Raw genomic sequence first — 19,730 nt, 5'->3', positions numbered from 1 at the left:
GCTGCTGGTCGCGATGGAAGACCTGCGTGAAGGCAATTTCCGGCGCCGCATCGTCGCCACCGGCGGAGGCCGCTCCGCGCAGCTGGCCGCCGCGTTCAACGAGATCGCGGAGCGTAACCAGCTGCTGGTCAACGAGCTACTGAGAGTGCGCGAGAGCGTCGCGGCCCAGGGCGTGTTGCACGAACGGCTACGGCCGACCGGCGACACTGGCGGCTGGGGCGTGGCGACGTCGGTCGTCAACGAGCTGATCGACCACCTGACCAGGCCGACTGTCGAGATCAACCACGTGCTGACCTCCGTGGCCGAGGGTGATCTGACCAAGCGGATGCCGGTGGAGATCGACGGCAAGCCGCTCGGCGGTGACGTGCTGGACCTCGCGCACACCGTGAACCGGATGGTCGACCAGCTCTCGCTGTTCGCGTCCGAGGTGACCAGGGTCGGCCGGGAGATCGGTACCGAGGGCATTCTCGGCGGCCGGGCGCAGCTGCCCGGTGTCATCGGCATCTGGCGTGACCTGACCGACTCGGTCAACTTGATGGCCGGGAACCTGACCGACCAGGTGCGTGACATCGCGCGCGTGGCGACGGCGGTGGCGCGTGGTGACCTGACGCAGAAGATCAACGTGGGTGCCCGCGGCGAGATCCTGGAGCTCAAAAACACCCTCAACACCATGGTCGACCAGCTCTCCTCCTTCGCCGACGAGGTCACGCGTGTGGCCCGCGAAGTGGGTACCGAGGGCATCCTGGGTGGTCAGGCCACTGTTCCTGGGGTTGGCGGGACCTGGCGAGACCTCACCGACTCGGTGAACCTGATGGCGGGCAACCTGACCGACCAGGTCCGCAAGATCGCGACCGTGGCGACCGCGGTGGCGAGGGGCGACCTGACCCAGAAGATCAACGTCGACGCCCGCGGCGAAATCCAGGAGCTCAAAAACACCCTCAACACCATGGTCGACCAGCTCTCCTCCTTCGCCGAGGAAGTCACCCGCGTGGCCCGCGAGGTCGGCACGGACGGCATCCTGGGTGGTCAGGCGCAGGTGACCGGGGTCGCGGGTACGTGGCGTGACCTCACCGACTCGGTGAACTTCATGGCCGGGAACTTGACTGACCAGGTGCGAAGCATCGCGACGGTCGCGGCGGCCGTGCAGCGTGGTGACCTGACGCAGAAGATCAACGTCGACGCGCGCGGCGAGATCCTGGAACTCAAAAACACCCTCAACACCATGGTCGACCAGCTCTCCTCCTTCGCCGACGAGGTCACGCGCGTGGCCCGCGAGGTCGGTAGCGACGGGCGGCTGGGTGGTCAGGCGTTGGTGCCTGGTGTCGCGGGAACGTGGCGTGAGCTGACCAACTCCGTGAACTTCATGGCGGACAACCTGACTGACCAGGTCCGCAACATCGCTCAGGTGACCACGGCCGTGGCCCGTGGTGACCTGACGCAGAAGATGACCGTTGACGCGCGCGGCGAGATCCTGGAGCTCAAAAACACGCTCAACACCATGGTCGACCAGCTGTCAGCCTTCGCCGACGAGGTCACGCGCGTGGCCCGCGAAGTGGGCACGGAAGGCAAGCTCGGCGGCCAGGCGCAGGTCCGTGGCGTTGCCGGTACCTGGAAGGACCTGACCGACAACGTCAACGTCATGGCCGAGAACCTGACGACCCAGGTGCGAAGCATCGCGACGGTCGCGAACTCGGTGGCCAACGGCGACTTGTCGAAGAAGATCAACGTCGACGCCAGCGGCGAGGTCGCTGACCTGGCCGGAACGATGAACGGCATGGTCGACACGCTCCGCGCGTTCGGTGACGAGGTCACGCGTGTGGCGCGCGAGGTCGGTACGGACGGAACGCTGGGTGGTCAGGCGCGTGTGCCGAACGTGGCGGGCACGTGGAAGGAACTGACCGACAACGTCAACGTCATGGCCGAGAATCTGACCACGCAGGTGCGCAACATCGCTCAGGTGACCACGGCCGTGGCCAACGGTGACCTGTCGAAGAAGATCGACGTGACGGCCCGTGGCGAGATGCTCGAGTTGAAGAACACGCTGAACACGATGGTCGACCGGCTGTCGTCGTTCGCCGTCGAGGTCACGCGTGTCGCCCGCGAGGTCGGCACGGAAGGCAAACTCGGTGGTCAGGCCAACGTGGTCGACGTGTCGGGCACGTGGCAGCGGCTGACCGTGAGCGTGAACGAGCTCGCAGGCAACCTGACCACGCAGGTGCGTGCGATCGGCGCGGTCGCCACGGCCGTGACCGCGGGCGACCTGACCAGGCAGATCACCGTGGACGCGTCCGGTGAGCTCGCGGATCTGAAGAACAACATCAACCAGATGATCCTGACGCTCAAGGAAACGACGAAGACCAACGAGGAACAGGACTGGCTCAAGACCAACCTCGCCCGGATCTCCGGATTGATGCAGGGCCACCGTGACCTCAGCGCGGTCACGTCGCTGATCCTGAGCGAGCTTGCTCCCCTGGTCCGCGCCCAGTACGGCGCGGTGTTCCTGGCCGAGAGCGGCGACGCGGGGACGTGGTTGCGGCGGATCGCCGCGTACGGGCGGTCCGAAGCGGACGGTCCGGTGAAGTTCGAGTTCGGTGAATCCCTTGTCGGGCAAGCGGCTGTGGACAAGCGCGGGATCGTGATGACCGGCGCGCCCGCCGAGTACATCAAGGTCTCGTCCGGGCTTGGTTCGACGTCGCCGAAGAACGTGATCGTGCTGCCGGTGCTGTTCGAGGGCCAGGTGCTCGGCGTGATCGAGCTGGCGTCGGTCAACGAGTTCACGCCGGTCCACCACGACTTGCTCAATCAGCTCAAGGAGACCATCGGCGTCAACATGAACACGCTGCTGGCCAACGCGCGCACCGAGGCGCTGCTGGCCGAGTCGCAGCGCCTGACGCGCGAGCTGCGGGCCCGTTCCGAGCAGCTGCAGGCGCAGCAGGACGAGCTGCAGAGCTCGAACACCGAGCTTGCCGAGAAGGCGGCACTGCTGGCCAGGCAGAACCGTGACATCGAGGTGAAGAACTCCGAGATCGAGCAGGCCCGCCAAGAGCTCGAGGACCGCGCGCAGCAGCTGGCGACCGCGTCGAAGTACAAGTCGGAGTTCATGGCGAACATGTCGCACGAGCTGCGTACGCCACTCAACAGCGCGTTGATCCTGGCGAAGCTGTTGAGCGACAACCTCGAAGGCAACCTGACGGCTCGCCAGCGTGAGTTCGCCAAGACGATCTACTCCGCGGGCAGCGACCTGCAGCAGCTGATCGACGACATCCTCGACCTGACCAAGGTCGAGGCCGGGCACCTTGAGCTGCAGGTCAACGACTTCGCACTGCCCGAGCTGGTCAGCTACGTCGACGCGCTGTGCCGCCCGTTGACCACGGAGAAAGGGCTGGACTTCGCGGTCACCGTCGAGCCGTCCGTACCGTCCACTTTGCACACCGACGAGCACCGGCTGCAGCAGATCCTGCGGAACCTGTTGTCCAACGCGGTGAAGTTCACCCACGAAGGCCGGGTGGAACTGCGGATCACGATGGTCGACCCGGCGATGATGAAGACCGCGCGGATGCGGTCGGCCGACGCGGTGATCGCGTTCGCCGTCGAGGACACCGGAATCGGTATCCCGCAGGACAAACTGGCAGTCATCTTCGAAGCGTTCCAGCAGGCAGACGGCACGACCAGCCGTAAGTACGGTGGAACCGGCCTCGGCCTGTCGATCTCCCGGCAGCTGACCCAACTGCTGGCCGGTGAGCTGCACGTGACCAGCGAACCTGGGTCTGGCAGCATCTTCACGCTGTACCTCGCGGTGGAACAGCCGGAGAAGGCGGCGCTGCTGGTGTCACCCGCGCCCGCGCCCGCGCCGATGGTGGTGGAAAGCCCGCCGGTGCTGGAGGACGAGGTCGATGAAGACCCGAGCATCCCGTTGTCGCTGCGCTTCCACGGCGAGAAGATCCTGATCGTGGATGACGACCTGCGTAACGTCTTCGCGCTGACCGCCATGCTCGAACAGCACGGCCTTGACGTGGTCTACGCGGACAACGGCGTCGCGGGTGTGCGTGCTTTGGAGCAGTACAAGGACATCACGCTGGTCCTGATGGACGTGATGATGCCCGAGCTGGACGGGAACGCGACGATCGCGGCGATCCGCGAGATGTCGTCACACCGGGATCTGCCGGTGATCGCCGTGACGGCCAAGGCGATGCCGGAGGACCGCGAACGGACCCTGGCGGCCGGTGCGAACGACTACGTCACCAAACCGGTCAACAACAACCGCCTGCTGCGGCTGATCTCCAAGCACCTCGACGGCGAGGAAACCACGGTCTAAAAACCCCCGGGCGTGTCCACCATTGCGACACAGTGAGTCGCACATTCCGGCACACCGAAATTCCCCTCGCCGGATGGGAAAGGCGGACTCGATGTGCCGGAACGGTGGACACGATGTGCCGCAACGGTGGACACGGCGTGCCGGAACGTGCATCTCGGTGTGCCGGAATCGGCCGGTCACTTGGTGCTGGTGACCAGCAGGCTCCGGCTGCCGGATTCGCCGAGGTCCGCGCTCGGTCCGGACTCGGCGAGCTGTGCCGCTCCGAAGGCAATTACGCGCAAGCCGAAGAGCATTCAAGCGCAGCCGCTGACGCGCTCGCCCAACTCCCTTTTGGACAGATCGCGCCGCCGGGAATAAACGTGGCGCGGTGAGCGTTGGCAGCGACCATGTCAGACGAGACCGTAGAGCTCAGCCCGACGGATTGGGTGCACGACCAGACCACGAAGATCCTCGAGACCGGCACCACTGATGGTGTCGAGGTTTACGACAGGCCCATCGTTTTGCTGACGCTGCGTGGCGCGAAAACCGGCAAGCTGCGCTACACCCCAGTGATGCGGGTGGAGCACAATGGCCGGTACGCGGTCGTGGCGTCGAAGGGTGGCGCACCCCAGCATCCGACCTGGTACCACAACATCAAGGCGTACCCGGAGTTCCCGCTCCAGGACGGGACCGTGACGAAGGACTTCGTCGCGCGCGAGGTCGACGGCGCCGAGCGGGACGAATGGTGGGAGCGGGCCGTCGCGGCCTATCCGCCTTATGCCGAGTACCAGACCAAGACCGACCGGCAGATCCCGGTGTTCGTCCTCGACCCCAAGTAACTTTCTGCTAATGTCGTGACAACGACCTACCTGGGCCACAGGGGAGTCCCTGCTCAGGAGGTCGTTTGTCATGACAGCCCGTGTGCTGTGGGACATGGTCGACGGGCCGATGCCCCGAGGGTTGCTCGGTGTCGGCGATCCCGACGTGCACGATATCGATGGCCAGTGGACGATGTTCCTTGGCGGCTTCTCCACCCGGTTCCGCAATCGCTTGTACCGCGCGAAGTTGGTCGAGGGCGCCTGGGTTTTCGATACGGACAGCCGAGGTCGGGTTGCCGCGCTCGCTCCAGACGCGCCACGGGGTTCCTGGGATGCGGGTGGAATGCATACGCCGAGCTACGTGCCACCGGCAGGCGGCCACGGCGAGCGCATCTATTATACCGGCCGACTGACCTCAAAGCATTACGGGCCAAAGAGCCGATACTCGATCGGCGTACTGGAGCGGCGCGACGGCGAATGGGTGCGCCGAGACTCTCCTGTCATTGTCGGCGATTCGCGGCGGTCAAGTGTCCTTGAACCGCTCGTCGTGTACGCCGAAGGTCGTTACCGGATGTGGTACCAGGCCAATCCCCATGAGGTCGGTCCTGGCGAGCTACCGGACTACGAGCTGCGGTACACCGAAAGCTCGGATGGCCTCACCGGCTGGACTCCGCCGGCGGTCTTCGCAGACTCCTCGGAAGGATTCTTCGACAACACAGTCGTTCGCCGCGGCGACGAGTGGGTTATGGTACTCGCTCGTGGCTCCAACCTGCATGGCACGCCTGATTTCCCGGAGCAGGGCCTGTGGTGGATGACCGCACGGCATCCCAGCGGGCGCCGGTCGGAATGGTCCGCACCCCAGCGTCTCCTCGATACTGACTTGCCAGGAACTCCGTCATGGTTCGGCCACGGAACCTACGGTCCCTCGCTGGCGTTCGAGGATCCGGAATCCGCGACCGTGTTCTTCAGCGGGACAAGGCGTGCACCTCACTGGCCAGTGCTTGCGTTGCAGCGGCTACTCAGGCTCCGACGGCCGCCGGTTCCGTCGCCGTTCTTCCTTGCTACCGGCTCGATCACGGTTGACCCTGGCGTGTTTCAGCGCAAGTCCACCTGAAGAAGATCTCGGACGGGGTGGCGATCGGTATCCGTCACCGAGAACTTCCGCACCTTGGCGATCGTATAGCGTTTGGCCCATGGAGAGCTTGGCGCTGGTGAAGACGTGGCCGGTCGACAACGTGGCTGTGGCCGTGGTCGGCCGCGACGGGCAGGTCCTCGGGTCGCATGGTGACCAGAAGCAACTGTTCCCGCTCGCCTCCGTGACCAAGCTGCTGACCTCCTACGCGACGCTCATCGCGGTCGAGGAGGGTGCGGTCGAGTTGGACGAGCCCGCGGGTCCCGAAGGTTCGACGATCCGGCACCTGCTCGCGCACGCGTCCGGGCTGGCGATGTCGGAGGACAGGATCCAGGCGCAGCCCGGCACCAGGCGGATCTACTCCAACATGGGGTTCGACGCGCTCGCCGAGGCCGTTCAGCAGGCGTCGGGCATTCCGTTCAACGCCTATCTCGCCGAGGCTGTTTTCGCGCCGCTCGGCATGAACGACACGACGCTCAAGGGCAGTGCCGCGCATGCCGGTGTGTCCACTTGCGCCGATTTGAGCAAGTTCGCCGCTGAGTTGTTGAAGCCTGTTTTGGTTTCCGGGGAGCTGTTCGCGGAGGCGACGACCGTTGTCTTTCCAGGGTTGAACGGGGTTTTGCCTGGATTCGGCCCGCAGAAGCCCAATGACTGGGGGCTCGGGTTCTCCATCAGGGACCACAAGAGTCCGCATTGGACCGGCAAGAACAACTCGCCGGAGACGTTCGGGCACTTCGGACAGAGCGGCACGTTCCTGTGGGTCGACCCGCAGGCCGGGATCTCGACGATCGCGCTGACCGACCGGGCCTTCGGCGAGTGGGCGGCTGAGGTGTGGCCGGTGTTGAGTGATGCGGTTCTTGCCGAGATCGGCTGAGAAACCCGCTATCTCCACCTCAACGTCAAATGCGTTATGCCGTTGATGAAGTTCGACGTCAACCGCACCGGCTCGGTGTCCAGCTCCACCTCCGGCAACCGCCGAAGGAACTCCCGGAAGAAGATCCGCATCTGCAGCCGCCCGAAATGCGCCCCGAGGCACAGGTGCGGGCCTTGTCCGAAGGCCATATGGTCGTTCGGCGTCCGAGTGATGTCGAACCGGAACGGGTCCGGGAACTGCCGCGAGTCGTAATGCGCGGACACGTGGTACACGACAACCTTGTCACCAGCGCGAATCTCCTGCCCGCCAAGGACAACGTCACATGCCGCGGTCCGGCGGAAGCTCAGCACCGGCGGGTGCCAGCGCAGAATCTCCTCGACCGCCGAGTCAACCAAGTCCACATTGGACTTCAATCGGCGATACTCCCCTTGGTGTTGAACAAGCGCTAGGACGCCACCAGGCAGCGCACTGCGAACCGTGTCATTTCCGGCGATAACCACCAAGAAGAAGAACATCTGCAGCTCGGCATCGTCGAGCATCCGACCGTCCACTGTGGCACTGACCAAAGCGGACATCAGGTCATCACGGGGATGCTTACGCTTGTACTCAGCCAATTCCGACGCATACCCGAACATGTCCGCGAGCATCGCGGGCGAGCGTGGATTGAGCGGCTTGCCCGAAGCATCCCGCACGACCTCGTCGGCGTGTTCCGGATCCTGGTAGCCGATCACACGATTTGTCCAGCGCAGCAACAGGTTTCGGTCCGATGGCGGCACACCGAGCAGGTCGGCTAGATTGAGCAACGGGAAGTCGTCAGTGACGTCGACAGGCAGATCGCACGAACCGCGCGAAACAACCGAAGACAGCAAAGCCGACGCGCGGGCCGTGATCTCGGCAGCCGATTGTTCCAGCCTGCGCCGGGTGAACACCGCCGCGACGATCTTTCGAAGCCGTTGGTGCTCCGGCGGATCCATGTTGAGGATCATTCGCCGGATGAAGGCCAGATCGTCGGGTTCCGGGTCACGGATCTGGGTCGCGCCGAGCCAGGAGGAGAACACCTCGGGCGTTCGCAGCACGTGCCGCACGTCCGCGTACCGGGTCACCGCCCAATAGCCCGGCCCCGCGGGCCAGTCGAGCACCGCGTGCTCGTCCTGCCAGCTGACCGGTGCTGTGTCGCGTAGTTCCTGGAAAGCCTCGTGCGGCATGCCCGCAGCGAACACCCGTGGATCGAACACGTTCGGCACCCCGGAACGCTAACCCATGAGCAAGGTCACATTCCTGCACGGCGGGCAAAGTTGCACGGCGGGCAAGATTACGCGGTAGCCTGATCGTGTGACACCCAAACCGGGGATTCGCGAGGCGAAGAAGTACGAGACGCGACGAGCGCTCGGCTTCGCGGCATTCGAACTCGCCACGGAGCAGGGGTTGCACGGGTTTGTCGTCGAGGACGTCACCGACCGGGTCAACGTCTCCCGCCGGACCTTCTTCAACTACTTCAACCGCAAGGAAGAGGCAGTTGTCGCGGTCGGCGGGTTCGTCTTCGACGACGGCATGGCCGCACTGCGAGACCGTCCCGCCGACGAGCCGTTGCTCGACTCGTTGCGCCTGGTCGTCGAGCAGGTCATCCGCCCGGACAACCTCGGCCTGATCAACCGGTTGTCCACGATCGCTTCCGACTACCCCGAGCTTGTTCCGTACGAGCTGGCTGTGCGGGAACGGATGGTGCAGGGCGCGCACGAGGCGCTCGCCGAACGGATGCCGTCCGGCTGCCCCACCTTCTTCCCTCTCGCACTGGTCCACGCCGCGTTCGGGCTGGTCACTGCCGCGATCAACCATGCCGGTGACGACCCGGAAGCCAACGTGAGCGCCCTCGTCGACGAGGCGTTCGGCTACCTGCGCACCGGATTCCAACCTCAGAGCTGATCAGCGCGGATCGGTTCCCACACCAAGAACATCCCAAGAAGGAGCACGCCCGTGGCGAAGCTGCTCTACCGGCTCGCGCACGCGGCCAGACGGCGTAGAGGTCTTGTCCTCGGCATCTGGCTGTTGGTGCTGGCGGTCGCCGGAGTCGGTGCACTCGGATTCGCAGGCCAGACGACCAACCAGTTCTCCATCCCTGGCGTCGAGTCGCAGCAGGCACTCGATCACCTGAAGGAGAAGCTGCCGCAGGCCGCGGGCGCGTCCGGCCGGATCGTGTTCGCTGCTCCGCAGGGTAGGACCCTCGCCCAGGAGCAGCCAGTCATCGACGGCGTGATCGCGCAGATCGGCAAGACCGAGCAGGTGGCGGGCGCGTTCAGCCCGTTCGTCACGCAGGCGATCTCGCAGGACGGCCGGATCGGCCTCGCTCAGGTGCAGTTCTCGGTCTCGCCGCCTGAGGTCAAGGAGTCGACGAAGGACGCGATCAAGAACGCCGTCCAGGCCGCGTCGAACTCGGGCATCGAGGCCGCGTACAGCCAGGAGATCGCGGGCGAGATGGTCGCGATCGGCGTCACCGAAGGCATCGGTGTGGTGATCGCGGCGATCGTGCTGATCCTGACGTTCGGCTCGCTCGTCGCCGCTGGTCTGCCCATGTTGACGGCACTGATCGGCGTCGGCATCGGCATCGGTGGCCTGTACGCGCTGACCAGCGTGATCGACATGTCCTCGACCGCGCCCGTGCTCGCGCTGATGCTCGGCCTCGCCGTCGGCATCGACTACGCGCTGTTCATCGTGCACCGGCACCGCAAGCAAGTGCTTGGTGGCATGGAGGTCAACGAATCCATCGCACGGGCGATCGGAACCGCTGGTAGCGCGGTGTTCTTCGCAGGTCTTACGGTGATCATCGCGCTGGTCGGCCTGACCGTCGTCGGGATTCCGTTCCTGTCGGTCATGGGTCTTGCCGCTGCCGCGACCGTCGCGATCGCCGTTCTTGTCGCGTTGACGCTGGTCCCGGCGATCCTCGGGTTTGTCGGGGAGAAGATCGTCTCGGAGAAGTCCCGCGCCAAGGACATGGACCCGGACAAGAAGGAAGCGTTCGGCTACCGCTGGGGCCGCGCGGTGTCCAAGCGTCCGATCACCGCGCTCGTGCTGATCGTTGTTTCCCTTGGCGCGATCGCGATTCCGGCGTTCTCGCTGGAAATGGGCCTGCCGGACGACTCGACCGCGCCGGAGGGCAGCCCGCAGCAGCGCGCGAACGCGCTCGTCACCGAGGCTTTCGGGCCCGGCTTCAGCGGCCCGCTGGTTGTCGTCGCCGACCTGCCGTCCGGCGTGAACCCGCAGCAAGCGCTTGGTGCGCTGGTCGGCAAGTTGAGCACGGTCAAGGACGTCACCAGGGTCGTGCCCGCGGGCGTGAGCCCGGATGGCACAACCGCCGTACTGCAACTGATCCCGAACAGCGGACCGTCCACTGAGGCCACAAAGGACCTGGTCGCGCAGCTGCGCGCGCAGACGGGCGAGATCAGGGCACAGACCGGCTCGACGATCGGGATCACCGGCCAGACCGCGCTGAACATCGACGTGTCGCAGAAGCTGTCCAACGCGCTGCCGACCTATCTGATCGTCATTGTCGGCCTGTCGCTGATCCTGCTGGCGATCATGTTCCGGTCGATCCTCGTGCCGATCAAGGCGACCGCGGGCTTCCTGCTCACCGTCGCCGCGTCGATCGGCGCCGTGGTGGCGATCTTCCAGTGGGGCTGGCTCGGCGACCTGCTCGGCGTCACGCACGGCTCGCCGATCATCAGCTTCCTGCCGATCCTGATGACCGGCATCCTGTTCGGCCTCGCCATGGACTACGAGGTGTTCCTGGTGTCCGGCATGCGGGAGTCCTTCGTGCACGGGGACACACCGAAGCAAGCGGTCGTCGACGGCCTCGGCCACAGCGCCCGCGTGGTCACCGCCGCCGCGCTGATCATGACCGCGGTGTTCATGGGCTTCGTGTTCTCGCACGACACGGTCATCAAGTCGATGGGCTTCGCGCTGGCGTTCGGTGTGCTGATCGACGCCTTCGTGATCCGGATGACGCTGGTCCCAGCCTTGATGACGCTGTTCGGCAAGGCCGCGTGGTGGTTCCCGCGCTTCCTCGATCGGATTACCCCGAACGTGGATGTGGAAGGCGAAACGCTTGCCCGGCACATCGGGCAGCAGGAGCGGCACGAGAAGGTTCCTGAGCCGGTGTGAGCGTTCGGCGGCCGTACAGCGTAAATTTGTACGGCCGCCGAAACCACGTCCGTCTAACAGAATCTGATACGTGAGCATTTGGGACCGTGCTGCCAGGTGGTCCGCCCGGCGCTGGCTGCGCAGGCTGGACGACCGTCTTCAGCATGGCCACACCGCGGCTGACCACGATCCAGTGATCGCCGCGGCACTGGACAACCATGTCCACGTGGTACTAACCCAATTGGACCGAGACGCCGCCATCCGTAAGGACCTTGTCCAGGCGCCACCGTTGGTGCTATTGGCAATCTACGCCGAGGAGATTCACCAGGAAGCGGTCAAGGCCGGATGGGAACCCCCACTCGTATGGACGTCTTTGGACGGCCTGTCGTTGCGTTTGCTCGCCTGTTGCGTGGTTGCTAGAAATCGTCCAACCGCGCGCGCTCTACGCTGAGCCGCAACGCCTCCATCAAATCCATCGTCGTATCCCCGTCTCGCTGTACGGGAATCGGCGGCGACTGCGCCTCGTCGGTCTTCGCTTCAATCAGCCGAGCAAGCGCTTCCTGGTAGTCGTCGGCGAACTCCCCCGGCCGGAACTCCGCAGCCATACTCATCACCAACGCGGTCGCGGCAGCGATCTCTTGTGGACGGACCGTGATTTCCCGTTGCAGAACAGGGAAATCAGCGGGCTGGATCTCGTCAGGCCAAAACATGGTGTGCAGTACCAGCAGATCGCCGCGTGGCTGCACGGCAGCGAGAACTTCCTTGCGGCGCAAGCAGATCTTCACGACAGCGAGCCGGTTTGTGCGTTCCATTGCCTGTCGCAGCAAGGCATACGACTGCACCGCGTTGTCCTCGGGTTCGAGGTAGTAGCTGCGCTGGAAGTAGACCGGGTGGATGTCGTCAGCCCGCGCGAAGTACCGCACCTGCATCGTGCGGTCAGACGAGCTCGGCAGCGAGTCGAAGTCAGCACGGTCGAGCAGGACGAGGCGCCCGTCGGGCAGCTCGTAACCCCTTGCCACGTCAGCGAAGTCGATCTCCTCGCCGCACGCCTCGCACTCCCGCCGGTAGCGGATCCGGCCGACATCGACCCGATGCACGTGGTGGAACCGGAAATCATGATCCTTGGTCGCGGTGTAGGCGCGTACACCTATTGTCACAAGGCCAATCGCCACGGTTCCCCGCCACACAGCTCGCATAGCTTCCGTGCTACCCCGCGCCCGAGGCGGAAAACAGGCCCATTCGAGTGCCGAGCCCCAGGTAGACCCTCGTGAGTGGTTATCCGTGTTCTAACCCTGATAACCACTCACGAGGGTCTACCTGCGGATTCAGGGGATAGCTACCACCGCGTCCACCTCGATCAGGCAGTCCGGCCGGAACAACCCGGCGACCTGGATCAACGTGCTGGCCGGAGCCGGGCGGCCGTCGAGCGCAGGGAGGATAAACTCGTCCCGGATCTGCCGCAGGATCGGCAGCTCGGACGTGTCGACCAGGTACCAGTTGAACCGCACGACATCGCCCCAGGTCGCGCCGAGCCGCTTCAGGACGTTCGCCAGGTTCCGCAAGGCTTGCCGGGCCTGCGCGGCGAAGTCGTCGGCGCCGACAAGCTGTCCGTTCTCGTCCAGTGCGACCTGGCCGGACACGAACGCCAACTGCCCGGATGCCGTTATGGCGTGGGTGTATCCGACGCCTGGCGCGCTGCCGGGAATCTGGTCGAACCGGTCGCGGATGGGCATGTCAGCGTCCTCAGGTAGTCGTCGATCAGCTGGATCTGCCGGTCCGGCGGGAACCGGGCCGGGTCGAAAAGGGACTGCACGACAAGGCCGTGGGTCAGCGCTGCCGCCGATGCGACCACGTCGTCGACTTCTTTGTCCGCCGGGATCTCGCCCTTGTCGACCGCGGCGAGGACATGTGGCCGAAGCTTGCCGCGCCACCGCTCGTAGCGGGCGGTCTCGGTCGCGGCGAGTTCCTCGTCGCCGATCGCCGCGTCCCAGAAACTCACCCAGACCCGGTTCATCGCGACCGACTCCGGCGTCAGCGGCAGGACGTCGAGCAGGTATTTCCATAGCGCCGCCAGCCCGGTTACGTCAAGATCGCCGTACAGCGCGGCCAGCGTGCGCTCTTCGGCGACGGAGTGGGCATAGCGGACCAGGTCGCGTTTGGCCGGGAAGTAGTGCGTGAGCATGCCGGTCGACGCGCCCATCTCCGCGGCGACGGCACGCAGCGTGAGCTGGCCGAATCCGCGGGCGGCCAGGACGCGCCAGACCGCTTCGGACACGTCACGTCTGCGGGCGTCGTGGTCACCGGGGGCCGGAGGCATGGCATGATGGTACATAACAAACGTTTGGTACGGAGGTTCTGGGGATGCTCTCGTTGCGATTGACCGACGATGCCGAACTACGCGCGTTGGAGCCGTGGAACGCCGAGGAGTTCGCGACGCACATCGATCACGTCCGCGACTACATCGGACCGTGGGTCGGCATGGCGCACGCGATAACGGACACCGACAGCGCGCGCGTGATCCTGCAGCGCTACATCGACAAGCTGGCCAGTGACGAAGGCCGGATCTACGGCATCTGGATCGACGGAAAGCTGATGGGCGGCACACTGTTTCGCACGTTCGACGCCCGCAACGGCACCTGCGAGATCGGCGTATGGCTGGATCCGGACGCCGCCGGACGCGGTTTGATCACACGCGCCGCGCGGCACATGATCGACTGGGCGGTATGCGTTCGCGGAATGTCCCGCGTCGAGTGGCGGTGCGCGCCGGAGAACGAACGTAGTTCCGCTGTGGCACAACGACTTGGCATGACGCTCGAAGGAGTGCTGCGCTCCGAGTATGCGATCGGCGGGAGCCGCCAGGACGCACAGGTCTGGTCGATGCTGGCCCCGGAATGGGCCGATCAAAAGTAGAATCGGCTGGGTGACGAACAAGGACGACCTGGTCGCCGACCGATATCGGCTGGTCGGCCAGATCGGCCGCGGGGCCATGGGGGTGGTCTGGCGCGCGCATGACGAGCGTCTTGACCGGACGGTCGCGGTCAAACTCCTGTCGTTCGACGCGGCTCTCGGTGACACGGAAGGCGAACAGGCCGACGCGCGCGTGATGCGCGAGGCCCGTCTCGCCGCGAAGATCCAGCACCCCAACGCGATCCAGGTGCACGATGTCGTCGAGCACGACGGCAGGCCTTGTCTGGTCATGGAATACCTGCCATCGGAAAGCCTGTCGGCGGTGTTGAACGACCGTGGCGCGTTGCCCGCGGACGAGGTAGCCAGGATCGGTGCCCAGATCGCCGGGGCGTTGGCGGCCGCGCACGACGTCGGCATCGTGCACCGGGACGTCAAGCCTGACAACGTTTTGATAGCGCCGGACGGCACGGTGAAGATCACCGACTTCGGGATCTCCCGTGCCATCGGCGACGCGACGATGACCAGTGTCGGCGTCATCGCGGGCACACCGGCGTTCCTGGCGCCGGAAGTCGCGGGCGGCGACAAGGCAGGCTTTCCGTCCGATGTGTACTCACTTGGTTCAACTCTGTACGCCGCAACGGAAGGCACGCCTCCGTTCGGTGTGGACGAAAACACGATCGCCTTGTTACGCAGGGTTTCCACCGGCGAGATAGTCCCACCTCGACAATCCGGTCCCCTGAGTCCGTTGCTGTTATGGCTGTTACGCACGGATCCCACCGAACGCCCGACCATGCGTGAAGCCGAGGACTATCTGCGGACCGGCAAACGACCGCCAGAGTTTCAACCACGGACAGCGACTATGGCCCTGCCGCCGCCAAAACCTCGAAAGCGCGGCATTCTCTTGGCAGCGGCAGCCGTCCTCCTTGTCGCAATCGGACTCGTGGTGGGCCTTGCGATCAACCGCGGCCAGCCTCCACAAGCATTGCCAGAGCCACTCGTGATTCCCCCTGGCACTCCCAGCAGCCGTCCACAGTCGACATGTGAAGCCGAATATCGGATCACGAACTCGTGGCAGAACGGCTACGAAGCCCTCGTCACGATCCGTGCGACGGCCCGTTTGGACGGTTGGACCGTCAGCTGGACGCTGCCCAACGGCCAACGGATCAACAACCTCTGGAACGGCACCCTGTCACAGGCCGGCACGGCCATCCAGGTGGCTCCGGCGCAGTGGAACAAGGCCGTGGACTCGTCGACATCGTTCGGTTTCATCGCCGGAACCACCGGCCCGAACCCGGTGAAGCCCGATGTGACCTGCTCGGCTCGCTAATACTTAGCCCTTGCGCTAAGTATCGAGCCGGGTTAATACTTAGCCGCATGGCACAGTATTCGGCTGAGCTCGACGGCGTGTTCATCGCCCTCGCCGACCCGACCAGGCGAGACGTCATCCGGCGGCTCGGCCGCGGCCCGACGAGCGTGGGTGACCTGGCCCGCGAGTTTCCGATGACTCTCCCGTCCTTCATGAAGCATGTCCGGACGCTCGAGGCGAACGACCTGATCCGCACGGACAAGGTCGGCCGTGTGCGCACCTGCGTGCTCAACCGCGAACGGCTCGCGCTGGTCGACGGCTGGCTCGACGAGCAGCGCCGAGTCTGGGAAGAGCGCACCGACCGCCTTGAACGACTTGTCACCGAGGAGAACGAATGAACCCCGACCTTGATTTGACGATCTCGCGCATCATCCGCGCCCCACGTAAAGCCGTCTGGGCGGCGTGGACAGATCCAGCCCGCTTCGCCAAATGGTTCATCCCGGCGCCACTGGTGTTGCGGGTCGACCGCCTCGAAGCCCATGCCGGCGGCGGGCTCGTGACGCAGATGAGCGAGGACGGCGTGCAGTTCACGCCACACATGGACGCGAGTTTCCTCGTGGTCGAGGAGTTCGAGCGGCTCGTGTTCACCAACGCGATCGACAGCTCATGGCGGCCGGTGAGTCCTGAGCCCGTGGCCCTCACGGCTGAGATCATCTTTCGCGATCACGCGGATGGCACGGACTATCAAGCGATTGTTCGGCATGGGGATCCAGCGTCGCGTGCCCGTCACGAGGAAATGGGCTTTTTCGAAGGCTGGGCAACCGTGACCAAGCAGCTGGCCGAGGTGGCGGAACAGTGAAGGTCACGCTCACATCCTTTGTCACCCTTGATGGGGTGGCGCAGGGCCCCGGCTCGCCCACCGAGGACACCACCGACGGCTTCACCCTGGGCGGCTGGCTCGTGCCGTACCTGGATGAGGTGTTCGTGCGCCGGACGTCGGAATGGCTAGACCTCGCGGACGGCCTGCTGCTCGGCCGCCGGACTTATCAGGCGTTCGCCAGGGATTGGCCGCAGATAACGGATCCCGACGACCCGTTCACCGAGCGGATGAACGCGTTGCCGAAGTATGTCGTGACCAACACCCTTACCTCGGGCGACTGGGACCCGACGACCGTACTGCGCGGCGATCCGGTCAAGACCGTCGGGGAACTCAAGGCGCAGCCGGGGCGTGAACTGCAGATCCACGGCAGCGCCCGGTTGGGTAATGCGCTTGTGGCAGCGGGACTTGTCGACTTGGTCCGGCTCGTTGTCGTGCCCACAGTTCTGGGGACTGGGCGCCGTTTGCTGGACCACCCCGTGGGCCTCACGCTCGTTCAGCACGAGGTGACACCGACGGGCATGCTGCTGCTGCACTACGAACCCGTCGGCGTCGCCCCGACCGCGAAGTACGAAGGTGTCGCGGCCTTCGTCTAGTCACCCATGCGCTTCAGGCGGTCGTGCAAGGCGTCCGAGTAGAGCCAGTCACGGATCGGCTCCGTCGAGTCTTCGTCGTGCAACCGCCACTGCAACAGCGTTCCCTTGGGCAGTTCGCTGGCCCACTGCTCGGCGAGCAACGCGATCGGGGCATCCGCGTCAGCGCCCAGCGTGTCCAGGTAGCCCAGCCACGGCGCCAACTCCCCGTCCACGTAAGCGACAGCGCAGAGCAGCTCTTCAAGCGGAAACGGGTGGTCCCAAGTGGTGAAAGCACGCGTGACGATCTCGCGCACCTCGTGGCGAACGGCGGCCTGTTCTTCCTCCGGCCATGTCGAGAATCGGGCGAAGGACAGGCCGCGCAGTACGCGCTCATCCGGATCCGGGTCGAGCAGCCTCAGGATCCGGGGCGCGAGACCACGCCAAATCAGGCCATATTGGTCCTCGGACCAGTGATCGGTGGCGTCAGTGGCGAACGAGACGACCAGACGGTCGGGCACCAGCGCCGGATCGCCGCCGAACAGCTCGAGCTCGGCCTCCGAATAGCACCGCGAGCACCCGGAAACCTTGCCGCTGACGCGCGGAACCCCGGCAAAGACCTCGTCCATGCCGGGGAACGATAAGGGCAAGACCCCTGGATTACGACGCCTTTTGCGCCATCTCAAGCTCCGCGTCCGGCACCAGGCGGTTCGCGATCGTGTCCAGGCGCATGCGCAGCCTGAGCACGTCGCCACGGAAGGCACCTTGACGCTCCTGCCCCAGCGTCCAGCGCTCGACGAACGCGCAGCATTCGTCCAGTACGCGGTTGGCTTCCGCGATGTGCGCCGCGGGTTGCGGGGAATCGACCGCGAGGAGATCGGCCATCAGCCCGGCCAACTCTTCGACGTCACGAACCACGTCCGTGACCGACCTGTCGGGCAACAGCACCGGTCTGTACATCACCAGGTGCACCCAGACCAGTGGTCCAAGCATCCGTTCCTCGGCGCCGGCAAACATGGCCGGGGGTTACCCAGCACCCCAAGCTGTCAAACCCCTGTCGCCGGGAACGACGCGAATTTTTCGGAAGTTGGTCCATTTGTCAGACACACTCACCTGCAGGAGGTAGTCCCCATGGCCGCGATCACACCTTGGTCCCGAGCGACCGGCAACCTTGGCCTTCTCGGCGTCGCGGCCTCGGTCATCACCATCGGGCTGCTGCACGTCCTGCCGCCGTCGTCACAGGTCAGCCCGGTTCGCCGAACTATCAGCGAGTACGCGCTACTGGAAGACGCATGGGTGTTCAATGTCGGGGTGATGGCACTGGCCATCGGGTCCTTCGCGGTGATCGCCGCGTTGGTCAGCCGCCAGGTCATCAAACCCCTCTCGTCCGCGTCGATCCTGATCGGGTTGTGGGCGGTGTGCCTGATCGCGATCGTCGCGTTCCCGAAGAACAACGGGGCCATCGGGCCGAGCTTCGGCGGCATGATCCATCGCTACGCCAGCGTCGTCGCGTTCGTGACGCTACCCATCGCCGCGATCATCGTGGGCCGTAAGGCGAAGGCCGCGTGGCCGATGTGGCTTGGCGTGCTGTCGCTCGGCTGGTTCGCGTTCATCCTCGGTGCCGTGATGCTCCAGCCGGCCACCGGTGTTCGTTGGTGGGTCGCGATCCCGCTCGGCGCCGTCGAGCGAGGGCTGCTCATCACCGAAGTAGCGGCCGTGGCAGCCCTCGCCTGTGTTGCATTGTCCTCGCTCCGCTCGGACGGGCTTGGCCGCCGGGAGCCGGTCATTTCCACCCCGCCCCACGCAGCCGACATCTCCGCTGTGCGCTGAGCGTCAGCATGGCTGGGGCGATGTCGGGCGTGTTGCGGTGCGTAAATGACCAGCGCGGCCAAGCCGTCAAAGCTGCAGCGCCGTCACGAGCAGTGCTCGAACGGGCTGTCGTAGCGGCTTGATCCGGACGAGCCGCCCCACTTGACGCATTTGTCAGGTGCGGCGGCTTTCACCGGTCCGGCGTAGTACTCGAAATTTCCGGAATCGGTCTGCCGGGCCGAGCCTTGGACCTCCAAATACGCCGACACCGACGTCGCACTGCCGACCGAGGTGTTCTTCAGCGTCACCACGCAGTTCTGCGATGTGCCCGCGTTCCACAGCAAATAGGCCGTCGCGGCCGAACTGCCGATCACCGCGGAGTCGACGACATTGAATCCGCTGCCGCAAACCTCGGTCGCGTCGTACGGGTTGTTGGATCCGCCGCCGTCGCAATTGCGGGACGTCACCGTTTGGTCGGGGTAGCCGAAGGTCGTTCCGTTGAACACCGCTTTCTGGATGTTCGCCGGATATGCCGCGTCAGTCGTGCGGACCTCGTAGTGCAGATGCGGCGAGATGTTGTTGCCAGGCTTGCTGGTGTCGCCGACTTCGCCGATCTTCTGGCCACGGCTGACCTGCGCGTTCAGCGCCACCGAGCGCATCCGCAGGTGCGCGTAGTAGGTCGACCAGCCGCCGCCGTGGTCGATCTTGACGAGGTTTCCGTAGCCGTTCGCGGAACCCTGATGTGCCGAGATCACCACCTTGCCGGCGGCCGCGGCGACAACTGTGTCACCCAGATCCGCGTCCGCTGTGCTGCCCCGGTTGAAGTCGATCTCCCATGCCCGGTGCGCGCTGGAATTGCTGGAGTTGCCGTGCCACGCCTGATTGCACGGGAAGGGCAACTGGAACGCAGGCCGTGGCCCGGCCGCCTCCGCCGCCCCCGCGAAGACAATGAATCCGGTCGCACTGAGCAGCGCGACACCCAACCCCATCAACCGCCTGAGTCTCAT

General features: G+C 65.2%; 21 protein-coding genes. 14 read left to right on the top strand and 7 right to left on the bottom strand.

The genetic code is table 11. The annotated features are described in order from the left end of the window. The first annotated feature begins 13 nt into the window (after positions 1–13). The 5 genes from LWC34_RS52525 (at position 14) to LWC34_RS52505 (ending at position 7,118) form a co-directional block, all read left to right on the top strand. Positions 14–4,315, top strand: coding sequence for a HAMP domain-containing hybrid sensor histidine kinase/response regulator (locus tag LWC34_RS52525; RefSeq protein ID WP_233734197.1), 4,302 nt, complete (start codon positions 14–16; stop codon positions 4,313–4,315). A 32-nt stretch (positions 4,316–4,347) separates the two neighbouring features. After that, positions 4,348–4,686, top strand: a complete 339-nt coding sequence (locus LWC34_RS52520) for a hypothetical protein (protein WP_233733851.1) — start codon at positions 4,348–4,350, stop codon at positions 4,684–4,686. Between the two features lie 15 nt (positions 4,687–4,701). After that, the gene (locus LWC34_RS52515) at positions 4,702–5,133 is read left to right on the top strand and encodes a nitroreductase family deazaflavin-dependent oxidoreductase (RefSeq protein WP_233733850.1); all 432 of its coding nucleotides are present in this window, start codon (positions 4,702–4,704) and stop codon (positions 5,131–5,133) included. A gap of 70 nt (positions 5,134–5,203) precedes the next feature. Further along, complete coding sequence (locus LWC34_RS52510) at positions 5,204–6,226, top strand: hypothetical protein (protein ID WP_233733849.1); 1,023 nt, start codon at positions 5,204–5,206, stop codon at positions 6,224–6,226. Between the two features lie 79 nt (positions 6,227–6,305). Further along, positions 6,306–7,118, top strand: a complete 813-nt coding sequence (locus LWC34_RS52505) for a serine hydrolase domain-containing protein (protein WP_233733848.1) — start codon at positions 6,306–6,308, stop codon at positions 7,116–7,118. An 8-nt stretch (positions 7,119–7,126) separates the two neighbouring features. Here LWC34_RS52505 and LWC34_RS52500 read toward each other — a convergent pair whose 3' ends face one another. After that, the gene (locus LWC34_RS52500) at positions 7,127–8,323 is read right to left on the bottom strand and encodes a cytochrome P450 (protein WP_235731382.1); all 1,197 of its coding nucleotides are present in this window, start codon (positions 8,321–8,323) and stop codon (positions 7,127–7,129) included. Between the two features lie 127 nt (positions 8,324–8,450). Between LWC34_RS52500 and LWC34_RS58570 the strand changes: the two genes are divergently transcribed. From LWC34_RS58570 to LWC34_RS58565, 3 genes are all read left to right on the top strand, one after another. Continuing rightward, complete coding sequence (locus LWC34_RS58570) at positions 8,451–9,041, top strand: TetR/AcrR family transcriptional regulator (protein WP_233733845.1); 591 nt, start codon at positions 8,451–8,453, stop codon at positions 9,039–9,041. A gap of 51 nt (positions 9,042–9,092) precedes the next feature. Next, entirely contained in the window at positions 9,093–11,273 is a 2,181-nt protein-coding gene (locus LWC34_RS52490; RefSeq protein WP_233733843.1) for an MMPL family transporter, read from the top strand. A gap of 70 nt (positions 11,274–11,343) precedes the next feature. After that, positions 11,344–11,703 (top strand): DUF6401 family natural product biosynthesis protein, encoded by a 360-nt coding sequence (locus LWC34_RS58565; protein WP_233733841.1) that lies wholly within the window; start codon positions 11,344–11,346, stop codon positions 11,701–11,703. On the opposite strand, the gene ku is transcribed toward LWC34_RS58565, so the two are convergent. The 3 genes from ku to LWC34_RS52470 all read right to left on the bottom strand — a co-directional run bounded on the left by ku (position 11,669) and on the right by LWC34_RS52470 (position 13,569). Continuing rightward, positions 11,669–12,448 carry a non-homologous end joining protein Ku gene (gene ku, locus LWC34_RS52480; RefSeq protein WP_233733839.1) on the bottom strand — a complete coding sequence of 260 codons (780 nt, stop codon included), beginning with the start codon at positions 12,446–12,448 and terminating at the stop codon, positions 11,669–11,671. The two genes, LWC34_RS58565 and ku, sit on opposite strands and share 35 nt — an antisense overlap. A 129-nt stretch (positions 12,449–12,577) precedes the next feature. Beyond that, the gene (locus LWC34_RS52475; RefSeq protein WP_233733838.1) at positions 12,578–12,985 is read right to left on the bottom strand and encodes a RidA family protein; all 408 of its coding nucleotides are present in this window, start codon (positions 12,983–12,985) and stop codon (positions 12,578–12,580) included. Continuing rightward, the gene (locus LWC34_RS52470; RefSeq protein ID WP_233733836.1) at positions 12,916–13,569 is read right to left on the bottom strand and encodes a TetR/AcrR family transcriptional regulator; all 654 of its coding nucleotides are present in this window, start codon (positions 13,567–13,569) and stop codon (positions 12,916–12,918) included. Before LWC34_RS52470 ends, LWC34_RS52475 begins: the two co-directional genes overlap by 70 nt. A gap of 44 nt (positions 13,570–13,613) precedes the next feature. Here LWC34_RS52470 and LWC34_RS52465 point away from each other — a divergent pair, with 44 nt between their 5' ends. Genes LWC34_RS52465 through LWC34_RS52445 form a run of 5 tightly spaced genes read left to right on the top strand, consistent with a single transcriptional unit; the run spans position 13,614 to position 16,938 of the window. Next, positions 13,614–14,162: a GNAT family N-acetyltransferase gene (locus LWC34_RS52465; protein WP_233733834.1), complete on the top strand. Its 549-nt coding sequence runs from the start codon at positions 13,614–13,616 to the stop codon at positions 14,160–14,162. A 10-nt stretch (positions 14,163–14,172) separates the two neighbouring features. Then, the gene (locus LWC34_RS52460; protein ID WP_233733832.1) at positions 14,173–15,486 is read left to right on the top strand and encodes a serine/threonine-protein kinase; all 1,314 of its coding nucleotides are present in this window, start codon (positions 14,173–14,175) and stop codon (positions 15,484–15,486) included. A gap of 47 nt (positions 15,487–15,533) precedes the next feature. Next, on the top strand, positions 15,534–15,863 hold the full coding sequence (locus tag LWC34_RS52455; protein ID WP_233733831.1) for an ArsR/SmtB family transcription factor: 330 nt from the start codon (positions 15,534–15,536) through the stop codon (positions 15,861–15,863). Then, complete coding sequence (locus LWC34_RS52450) at positions 15,860–16,324, top strand: SRPBCC domain-containing protein (protein WP_233733830.1); 465 nt, start codon at positions 15,860–15,862, stop codon at positions 16,322–16,324. Before LWC34_RS52455 ends, LWC34_RS52450 begins: the two co-directional genes overlap by 4 nt. Then, on the top strand, positions 16,321–16,938 hold the full coding sequence (locus LWC34_RS52445) for a dihydrofolate reductase family protein (protein WP_233733829.1): 618 nt from the start codon (positions 16,321–16,323) through the stop codon (positions 16,936–16,938). Before LWC34_RS52450 ends, LWC34_RS52445 begins: the two co-directional genes overlap by 4 nt. On the opposite strand, the gene LWC34_RS52440 is transcribed toward LWC34_RS52445, so the two are convergent. Continuing rightward, complete coding sequence (locus LWC34_RS52440) at positions 16,935–17,543, bottom strand: hypothetical protein (RefSeq protein WP_233733828.1); 609 nt, start codon at positions 17,541–17,543, stop codon at positions 16,935–16,937. The genes LWC34_RS52445 and LWC34_RS52440 overlap by 4 nt on opposite strands. A gap of 31 nt (positions 17,544–17,574) precedes the next feature. Continuing rightward, positions 17,575–17,931 (bottom strand): hypothetical protein, encoded by a 357-nt coding sequence (locus tag LWC34_RS52435; protein WP_233733827.1) that lies wholly within the window; start codon positions 17,929–17,931, stop codon positions 17,575–17,577. Positions 17,932–18,045: 114 nt separating this feature from the next. Here LWC34_RS52435 and LWC34_RS52430 point away from each other — a divergent pair, with 114 nt between their 5' ends. Next, positions 18,046–18,744, top strand: a complete 699-nt coding sequence (locus LWC34_RS52430) for a DUF998 domain-containing protein (RefSeq protein WP_233733826.1) — start codon at positions 18,046–18,048, stop codon at positions 18,742–18,744. An 83-nt stretch (positions 18,745–18,827) separates the two neighbouring features. On the opposite strand, the gene LWC34_RS52425 is transcribed toward LWC34_RS52430, so the two are convergent. Beyond that, positions 18,828–19,730 (bottom strand): M23 family metallopeptidase, encoded by a 903-nt coding sequence (locus LWC34_RS52425; RefSeq protein WP_233733825.1) that lies wholly within the window; start codon positions 19,728–19,730, stop codon positions 18,828–18,830.

This window comes from Kibdelosporangium philippinense (assembly GCF_021390435.2).
Classification (GTDB): Bacteria; Actinomycetota; Actinomycetes; order Mycobacteriales; family Pseudonocardiaceae; genus Kibdelosporangium; species Kibdelosporangium philippinense.
Note: the sequence above shows the minus strand (reverse complement) of the source record. Positions and strands in the feature narration are given on the sequence as shown.

Excerpts from the sequence above, each read along its gene's own strand:
- LWC34_RS52455 (WP_233733831.1), top strand. The coding sequence starts at position 15,534 with ATGGCACAGTATTCGGCTGAGCTCGACGGCGTGTTCATCGCCCTCGCC.
- LWC34_RS52425 (WP_233733825.1), bottom strand. The coding sequence starts at position 19,730 with ATGAGACTCAGGCGGTTGATGGGGTTGGGTGTCGCGCTGCTCAGTGCG.
- LWC34_RS52470 (WP_233733836.1), bottom strand. The coding sequence starts at position 13,569 with ATGCCTCCGGCCCCCGGTGACCACGACGCCCGCAGACGTGACGTGTCC.
- LWC34_RS52500 (WP_235731382.1), bottom strand. The coding sequence starts at position 8,323 with ATGCCGCACGAGGCTTTCCAGGAACTACGCGACACAGCACCGGTCAGC.
- LWC34_RS52525 (WP_233734197.1), top strand. The coding sequence starts at position 14 with ATGGAAGACCTGCGTGAAGGCAATTTCCGGCGCCGCATCGTCGCCACC.
- LWC34_RS52430 (WP_233733826.1), top strand. The coding sequence starts at position 18,046 with ATGGCCGCGATCACACCTTGGTCCCGAGCGACCGGCAACCTTGGCCTT.
- LWC34_RS52435 (WP_233733827.1), bottom strand. The coding sequence starts at position 17,931 with ATGTTTGCCGGCGCCGAGGAACGGATGCTTGGACCACTGGTCTGGGTG.
- LWC34_RS52465 (WP_233733834.1), top strand. The coding sequence starts at position 13,614 with ATGCTCTCGTTGCGATTGACCGACGATGCCGAACTACGCGCGTTGGAG.
- LWC34_RS52475 (WP_233733838.1), bottom strand. The coding sequence starts at position 12,985 with ATGCCCATCCGCGACCGGTTCGACCAGATTCCCGGCAGCGCGCCAGGC.
- LWC34_RS52505 (WP_233733848.1), top strand. The coding sequence starts at position 6,306 with ATGGAGAGCTTGGCGCTGGTGAAGACGTGGCCGGTCGACAACGTGGCT.
- ku (WP_233733839.1), bottom strand. The coding sequence starts at position 12,448 with ATGCGAGCTGTGTGGCGGGGAACCGTGGCGATTGGCCTTGTGACAATA.
- LWC34_RS52440 (WP_233733828.1), bottom strand. The coding sequence starts at position 17,543 with ATGGACGAGGTCTTTGCCGGGGTTCCGCGCGTCAGCGGCAAGGTTTCC.
- LWC34_RS52450 (WP_233733830.1), top strand. The coding sequence starts at position 15,860 with ATGAACCCCGACCTTGATTTGACGATCTCGCGCATCATCCGCGCCCCA.
- LWC34_RS52510 (WP_233733849.1), top strand. The coding sequence starts at position 5,204 with ATGACAGCCCGTGTGCTGTGGGACATGGTCGACGGGCCGATGCCCCGA.
- LWC34_RS52515 (WP_233733850.1), top strand. The coding sequence starts at position 4,702 with ATGTCAGACGAGACCGTAGAGCTCAGCCCGACGGATTGGGTGCACGAC.